The following is a 7415-nucleotide window of genomic DNA, read 5'->3' as shown; positions in this document are numbered from 1 at the left end:
GCACCCGGCGGGAGAGCCAGACAACTGGTGATCAGAACCCAACCACCACCGAAGTGGCACATCAACCTTCACACTGAGATCGGCGGGAGGGGGCGCGCTGCGCCCGGGGGCTACTCGATCGGCAGGAACGGCCGCTGCCGATATCGCCGGTCGAGTAACCGCGAACGGAGTGAGCGGTGTATCGAGACCACTGGTTCACTCCTGCTTGCGGAGGATGAATCGCTGGATCTTGCCACTCGGCGTCTTGGGCAACGCATCGACGAAGTGCACGGTCCGCGGATAGGCGTGCGCCGCGAATCCGGTCTTCACGAGCTGCTGCAGTTCCTTCTCCAGGTCATCGGTCCCGGAGACTCCTTCCGCGAGTACCACAAAGGCCTCGAGGACCTCACCGCGCAGTTCGTCGGGGCGGCCGACGACGGCCACATCCATCACCGAGGGATGCGTGATCAGCACACTCTCCACGTCGAAGGGGCCGATCCGGTAGCCCGCCATGATGATCACGTCGTCGTCGCGGGCGGTGAAGAAATAGCGACCGTTCTCGTCCATCCGGCCGGTGTCACCCGTGAGGTACCACGTCTTGTCGTCGGTGAAACGCGCGGCGGTCTTGTCCGGCGCATCGAGATAACCGGTGAACCACATCAGCGGACTCCGCGCCACGTCGATGGCTATCTGGCCGCCGACGATGCCTGCCGCGAAGCCCGGCATGGGCTTGCCCATCGAGCCGGGAATCAGCGGTTCGGCGACGTCGGGGTGCCAGTGATTGTTGATGAACATGCCATGTTCGGTCTGCCCGTAGTGATCACGGACCTCAGTGTTCAGTGCGGTCTTCGCCCACTCGATCACATCGGGGGTCAGCGGCTCACCCGCCGACGACGCGCGCCGCAGGGTGAAGCCGGTGAACGACGGGTCCTTCGACAGCGACCGGTACACCGTGGGTGCGGCAGCGAAGTTGGTGACGCCCAGTTCCCGGATGATGCGCGCGGTCAGCTCAGGTGAGAAACCGGCGTGCAGCAACAGGTTTCGACGACCGAGCGACAACGGGCCGAGCACGCCGTAATAGAGCCCGTAGGCCCAGCCGGGATCGGCGGCGTTCCAGAACACGTCGTCGGCGGCGACGTCGAGGCCGTAGTGCATGTAGCAGGCGAACGACGCGAGCGCGCGTACCGACACCGGAACGCCCTTGGGTGCGCCGGTGGTGCCGCTGGTGAACAGCAGGATGAGCGCGTCGTCGCCGCCGACGGCCACCGATTCGGCGATGGGCGCGCTGGTGGCGACGAGATCGTCGAACTGTTCACCGGCGACGATCGTGCTGATGCCGTCCACGCCGTCGAGCTTCGAGGCCTGACTCGGCTCGGTGATCACCACGCGTGCCTCGCCGGCCGTCAGGCGCATCTCGATGGCCGGCGGTGCAAAGGCGGTGAACAGCGGGATGTAGACGGCGCCCAGTCGCGCGATGGCGAGCAACGCGACGACCAGTTCAGCGCGCTTGCCCATCAGGACTCCGACGGTGTCCCCGCGACCGATGCCCGCCTCGGCGAGCGCGGTGGCGAATCGCTTGGAGGAATCGGCGAGTTCGCCATAGGTGAGGTCGACGGTGACCAGATCGTCGCCGTCGACCTCGATGGTGGTGAAGGCGATGGTGGCCGGGTCGTGGCGATCCACCAGGAGTTCGGCGGCGTTCGCGTCGTCGGCGCCGAAGGTGGTGAGCCAGGCGTCGATGGTCGCGGTGACCGAGGCGTGGTCGGCGGGGGTGGGAGCGGTCTGCGTCATGGTGAACCTCTGTCGGTGCCGGGGGCGGAACGAGCGGGCCGGATCGGATCCGGCCCACGGGTAAGCTAGGTCACATTGTCCCGGTGGTGGCGCATTCCGAACACCCCCCGAAGAGGGGTCGCGCCGAGATCGCGGGTCGACGCCGAGACGCCTGGAGGCTGCCATGAGCGAATCGACGCTGGTCACAGATGCGCTGCGCCGCGTCCGCCGAACCAGCGGGGTATCGCTCGCGTTTGCCGGCATGGTCAAACCCGCGGTCGGGACCCGACAACGGAGTGTGCGACTCGAGCATTTCGTCGGGAACACCATCGGCGCGTTGGCCGGGGTGTCGGTGGACGTCGGGCACGGTCTCGGCGGCAAGGTCGTCAGCGTGAGCCGCCCGGTCGCCGTCGACGACTATCTGCGCACCCCGAACATCACCCATCGCTACAACACGATCATCGCGACCGAGGGACTCCGTGCGATGGCCGCGGCACCGGTGATCGTCGACCGCACGCCCGTCGCGGTTCTGTACGGTGCGCTGCACACCGACGACCCGATCGGAAACCGCACGCTCGACGTCCTGGCGATGGAGGCGCGTGCACTCGAACAGCAGATCGTCGCGACCCGTGCCGCCGTGGAATCGGAGGCAGCCGCCCCGGAGATGGGTGCACTGCGCGACCGGATCACCGACGCGTATGCCCGGCTGCGGGTGCTGGCACAAGCCGTCGACGACCCGGCGTTCACGCGGGAACTCGACCTGATCACCGAATCGCTGATCGGCTCGTCGGGAGGCCCGGGAGTCGCGCTCACGCGCAGAGAGCAGGATGTGCTGTCGTTGGCGGCTCTCGGCTACAGCAATGCGCGGATCGCCGAGAGCCTCGGCGTCGGTGTGCAGACCGCCAAGGGTTACATGAAAGACGCGATGCGCAAACTCGGTGCGTCGACGCGATTGGAGGCGGTCGTCATCGCTCGCCGCGCAGGTCTGCTGCCCGGCTGACGAACACCGTGGTCACCGGATTCAGTGATTCCGCAACGCCTCGATGAGCTCGTCCTTGTTCAGGTCCGAGTAACCCGTGAGATCGAGTTCTTTTGCGCGTTTTCGCAATTCATCGACGGTCCAGTCCTCGTAGGAGCCGGACTCGCCACCTTTCTCGCCGACCTTTGATCGGGATTGGTTGGCGGCGGCGTTCGCGATCCGGGCGGATTTCTCCTTGGAGTTGCCTTCGTCGCGCAACTTCTCGTACAGCTCGTCGTCCTTGACGGAAGGTCCGGGGTCGCGTTCTGGCATGGCTGCCTCCTCTGATCATCGAAACTGAGCTTCGAAATCTCGTGGTCTCGTCTGTCTTCTCAACCGAGGGCCTGTTTTCGAGGCTACGCCGGCGGGGCGGAAATTTGACGAATCACCGCACGCCCGGTGGCAGTTCGCCTCAGCGGAACATGGAGTCTCCCAGTGCGACAAAGAAGGACGAGACGGGAGCGCCCCGGCCGCTCAGTGCAGACAACGCAACCGCTCGCGGCCGGCACATGCTGTCTGGTGAGAATCGATATCGAAAGGCCGGGTTGGTGCCCGAAGCGCCGGTTTCGTTCTAGGGTTGGGAGACAGCCGAAGCGGAGAGGGACGACACATGGGCAAGAAGCAGAAGTTGATCGGGCGCCTCGAGAAAGAAGTCGAAAGGCTGCAGCAGGAACTGTCCCGCGTGGAGAAGGAAGCCAAGAAGCGGCTGAAGAAGGCCGACAGCGATGTCGCCTCTCTGCGCACCGAGGTCTTGAGATTGATCGGCCAGCGCGGGTCCGCGAAGCCGGCCGTCACGGAGAAACCGGCCCCGCGGCCTGCCGTGGTGCCGGAGGTGGTGACCAAGCCGTCGACCCCGGCGAAATCTGCGCCCAAGCCCGCTCCCGCCAAGCCTGCCACCGCCAAGCCCGCCACCGCCAAGCCCGCGGCCAAGGCCCCCGCACAATCGACGCCCCGAGCACGTCGGAGCGGCCCGACTGTCGCCGAGCTACGCACCCAGGCCAAGGAGAAGGGCGTCAAGGGCTATTCGTCGATGACCAAGGCGCAACTGCTCGACGCGCTCAACTGAGGCCTGGCGTACGTATCGACTGGACACTTGTCTAGGCTGCGTGCGAGGGAATCTGAACGCCGACGAGCTCAATCTCGTAACTAAACAACGTCCACTCTGAGTGGAGCGGGTGTTGCCTCGTCGTTAGGCTGATGCCGACGTTCGATCACATCGTGAACGCAGTCGTGGAAGGAAAGCAGCGCATGTCGCAGACCGTCAAGGGAGTCATCTCTCGCAGCAAGGGGGCGCCGACCGAACTGGTCGACGTGGTGATCCCGGATCCGGGTGCGCGGGATGTGGTGGTGGCGATCAAGGCGTGCGGGGTGTGCCACACCGACCTCGCCTACAAGCAGGGTGGCATCAACGACGAATACCCCTTCCTCCTCGGTCATGAGGCCGCGGGAGTGGTGGAGTCGGTCGGTTCCGACGTCACGCACGTCGAGGTAGGCGACTTCGTGGTGCTCAACTGGCGCGCGGTGTGCGGTCAGTGCCGGGCGTGTAAGCGTGGTCGGCCGTGGTACTGCTTCGACACCTTCAACGCGAGCGTTCCGATGACGTTGACCGACGGCACCGAACTGACCCCCGCGCTCGGGATCGGGGCGTTCGCCGACAAGACCCTGATTCACGAATTGCAGTGCACCAAGGTCAATCCCGAGACCGATCCCGCCGTCGCGGGACTGCTCGGGTGTGGCGTGATGGCAGGCCTGGGTGCGGCGATGAACACCGGCAACGTGGTCCGCGGCGACTCGGTCGCGGTGATCGGTTGCGGCGGTGTGGGTGACGCGGCGATCGCGGGTGCGCGGCTGGCCGGGGCCACGACGATCATCGCGATCGACCGGGACCCGACCAAGCTGGAGTGGGCGAAGGATCTGGGCGCGACCCATACCGTCAACGGTGCCGAGGTCGATGACGTGATCACCGCGGTTCAGGATCTGACCGATGGCAACGGGGTGGATCTGGTCATCGACGCGGTCGGCCGCCCGGAGACCTACAAGCAGGCGTTCTACGCGCGAGACCTGGCGGGCACCGTGGTGCTGGTCGGGGTGCCGACACCGGAGATGAAGCTCGAGTTGCCGCTGATCGACTTCTTCTCCCGCGGTGGTGCATTGAAGTCGTCGTGGTATGGCGACTGCCTGCCCGAGCGTGACTTCCCGATGCTCATCGATCTCTATGAGCAGGGCCGGTTGCCGCTGGACAAATTCGTCACCGAGCGCGTCGGCCTGGGCGATGTGGAGGCCGCGTTCTCGGCGATGGAGGCGGGCAAGGTGCTGCGGTCGGTGGTGGAGGTGAAGGCATGAGTGACTTGCGCATCGACAATGTCGTCACCTCGGGTACGTTCTCGCTCGACGGTGGCACCTGGGACGTCGACAACAACATCTGGGTGGTGGGCAACGACGACGAGGCGATCATCATCGACGCCGCACACAGTGCCGCGCCGATCCTCGAGACGGTCGGTGACCGAACCGTGAAGGCGATCGTGCTCACCCACGGCCACAACGACCACATCACCGTCGCGCCCGAACTCTCGAAGGAGACGGGCGCCCCGATCTTGCTGCACCCGGGCGACGACATGCTGTGGAACGAGACTCACCCGGACGTGACCCATCAGGACCTCGAAGACGGCCAACAGATCGTCGTGGCCGGCACGACGCTGACGGTGATCAACACACCGGGACACTCACCCGGCTCGTCGGTGATCTACGCGCCGGAGGCCGGCGTGCTGTTCTCCGGTGACACCCTGTTCCAGGGCGGTCCCGGAGCGACGGGGCGGAGCTACTCGAGTTTCCCGACGATCATCGCGTCCATCCAGGAGAAGATCTTCACGCTCGATCCGGAGACCAAGGTCCACACCGGCCATGGTGACGGCACCACGGTCGGCGCGGAATCGCCGCATCTCGAGGAGTGGATCAAGCGGGGAAGCTGACCGGCACTGTTCGTCGTTCCGATCTGTTCATCCGGGCACGACACAATCGACACCTCAGCGGTCCTTCGTGACGTTATTCGTCTCGGAGGCCCGCTCTGGTGTCATCTGTGCGGGTAACGTCAGCGCGGATGAAGCTGTCCCGTGTCGTCGAGGCGTCGAGCGCCGTCACCGCCACTCGGTCTCGTAAGAAGAAGACCGAAGAGCTCGGCGCGCTGCTCGCGGATGCATCGGCCGACGAGATCCCCACCGTCGTGGCATGGCTGTCCGGGGTGATCCCGCAGGGGCGCCTCGGCGTGGGATGGCGCTCATTGGTGGCGTTGGAACTCTCGCCGGCGACCGACCCGACGCTCACCGTGGCCGGTGTGGACGACCTACTCACGCGGCTGTCCACCGCCGCCGGAACGGGATCGGCCGCCCGACGGCGCGCATTGCTGGACGAATTGTTCGGCTCGGCAACCGAATCCGAGCAAGATCTGCTTCGCAGGTTGATGACCGGCGAACTCCGCCAAGGTGCCCTGGCCGGGGTGATGGTGGAAGCGATCGCCTCGGCATCCGGGCAGCCGGTCGACCTGGTCCGGCGTGCCCACATGCTCACCGGATCGCTCTCGGAGACAGCGGCGCTCGCGGTCCACGGTGGCGCGCAGGCACTGGCCGATGTCGGCCTGCAGGTGGGTCGCGCGGTGGCTCCGATGCTCGCCACCCCGGCCGATTCACTCGCCGACGCGGTGACATCGCTCGGCCCGGATCTGGTGGTGGACTTCAAGCTCGACGGTGCGCGTATCCAGGTTCATCGTCGTGGCGACGAGATCTCGGTGTACACCCGCACCCTGCGTGACATCACTGATGCGGTACCCGATCTGGTCGCGGTGGTTCGCGAATTGCCCTGTGACACCGCGATCCTCGACGGTGAGACACTCACACTCGACGCCGATGGTCGTCCGCGCCCCTTCCAGGACACCATGAGCAGGTTCGGTTCGGCTGGTGAGCTCAGCGACGATCCCGCCGGCGTACTGCGCCCGTTCTTCTTCGACTGTCTGCATCTCGACGGTGTCGACCTCATCGATCGGCCACTGAGTGACCGGCTGGCAGCTCTGACGTCGGTCGCACCGGGACTGCGCATCCCCTCGGTGACCGATCCGACCGTCGAAGAGGCACAGCAGCATTTCGATGCCGCCCTCGCCGCCGGCCACGAGGGTGTGATGGTGAAGTCGCTGGCCGGACAGTATGCGGCCGGCCGGCGCGGAAAAGGTTGGCAGAAGGTCAAACCCGTGCACACCTTCGATCTCGTGGTGCTCGCCGCCGAATGGGGTTCCGGACGGCGCAGCGGCTTCCTCTCCAATCTGCATCTCGGGGCGCGTGATCCCGATGGCGGCCCGCCGGTCATGGTGGGCAAGACCTTCAAAGGTCTCACCGATGCGCTGCTGCAATGGCAGACCGACGAGTTCCCGCGCCACGAAACCCGCCGCGACTCCTACACGGTGTATCTGCGCCCGGAACTCGTCGTCGAGATCGAACTCGATGGTGTGCAACGTAGTTCGCGCTATCCGGGTGGCGTGGCCCTGAGATTCGCGCGCGTCGTGCGCTACCGGCCCGACAAGACGGCGGCCGAGGCGGACACCATCGACGCGATCCGCGCGAAGTTGCCGTGACCCTTCGAGGCTCGCTTCGCTCGCACCTCA

Annotated in this window: 7 protein-coding genes; 5 read left to right on the top strand and 2 right to left on the bottom strand. The window is 65.8% G+C overall.

The window, feature by feature from the left end; translation table 11 throughout:
* Positions 1 to 195: 195 nt before the first annotated feature.
* Positions 196 to 1770 (bottom strand): AMP-binding protein, encoded by a 1575-nt coding sequence (locus ACPXCG_RS23465; protein ID WP_425794770.1) that lies wholly within the window; start codon positions 1768 to 1770, stop codon positions 196 to 198.
* A gap of 163 nt (positions 1771 to 1933) precedes the next feature.
* Between ACPXCG_RS23465 and ACPXCG_RS23460 the strand changes: the two genes are divergently transcribed.
* The gene (locus ACPXCG_RS23460) at positions 1934 to 2749 is read left to right on the top strand and encodes a LuxR C-terminal-related transcriptional regulator (protein WP_425794769.1); all 816 of its coding nucleotides are present in this window, start codon (positions 1934 to 1936) and stop codon (positions 2747 to 2749) included.
* 21 nt (positions 2750 to 2770) lie between these two features.
* Here ACPXCG_RS23460 and ACPXCG_RS23455 read toward each other — a convergent pair whose 3' ends face one another.
* Complete coding sequence (locus ACPXCG_RS23455) at positions 2771 to 3040, bottom strand: DUF7218 family protein (protein WP_425794768.1); 270 nt, start codon at positions 3038 to 3040, stop codon at positions 2771 to 2773.
* A gap of 337 nt (positions 3041 to 3377) precedes the next feature.
* On the opposite strand from ACPXCG_RS23455, the gene ACPXCG_RS23450 reads away from it, so the two are divergent.
* The 4 genes from ACPXCG_RS23450 to ACPXCG_RS23435 all read left to right on the top strand — a co-directional run bounded on the left by ACPXCG_RS23450 (position 3378) and on the right by ACPXCG_RS23435 (position 7385).
* Positions 3378 to 3833 (top strand): Rho termination factor N-terminal domain-containing protein, encoded by a 456-nt coding sequence (locus ACPXCG_RS23450; RefSeq protein ID WP_425794767.1) that lies wholly within the window; start codon positions 3378 to 3380, stop codon positions 3831 to 3833.
* Between the two features lie 182 nt (positions 3834 to 4015).
* Positions 4016 to 5110: an S-(hydroxymethyl)mycothiol dehydrogenase gene (locus ACPXCG_RS23445; protein WP_425794766.1), complete on the top strand. Its 1095-nt coding sequence runs from the start codon at positions 4016 to 4018 to the stop codon at positions 5108 to 5110.
* The gene (locus ACPXCG_RS23440; RefSeq protein ID WP_425794765.1) at positions 5107 to 5736 is read left to right on the top strand and encodes an MBL fold metallo-hydrolase; all 630 of its coding nucleotides are present in this window, start codon (positions 5107 to 5109) and stop codon (positions 5734 to 5736) included. Before ACPXCG_RS23445 ends, ACPXCG_RS23440 begins: the two co-directional genes overlap by 4 nt.
* Before the next feature lie 128 nt (positions 5737 to 5864).
* Positions 5865 to 7385, top strand: coding sequence for an ATP-dependent DNA ligase (locus tag ACPXCG_RS23435; protein ID WP_425794764.1), 1521 nt, complete (start codon positions 5865 to 5867; stop codon positions 7383 to 7385).
* The last annotated feature ends 30 nt before the right edge of the window (positions 7386 to 7415 follow it).

Origin of the sequence: Gordonia sp. DT218 (assembly GCF_049847105.1) — a bacterium.
GTDB lineage: Bacteria > Actinomycetota > Actinomycetes > Mycobacteriales > Mycobacteriaceae > Gordonia.
This window is presented reverse-complemented; position numbering and strand designations above follow the sequence as displayed.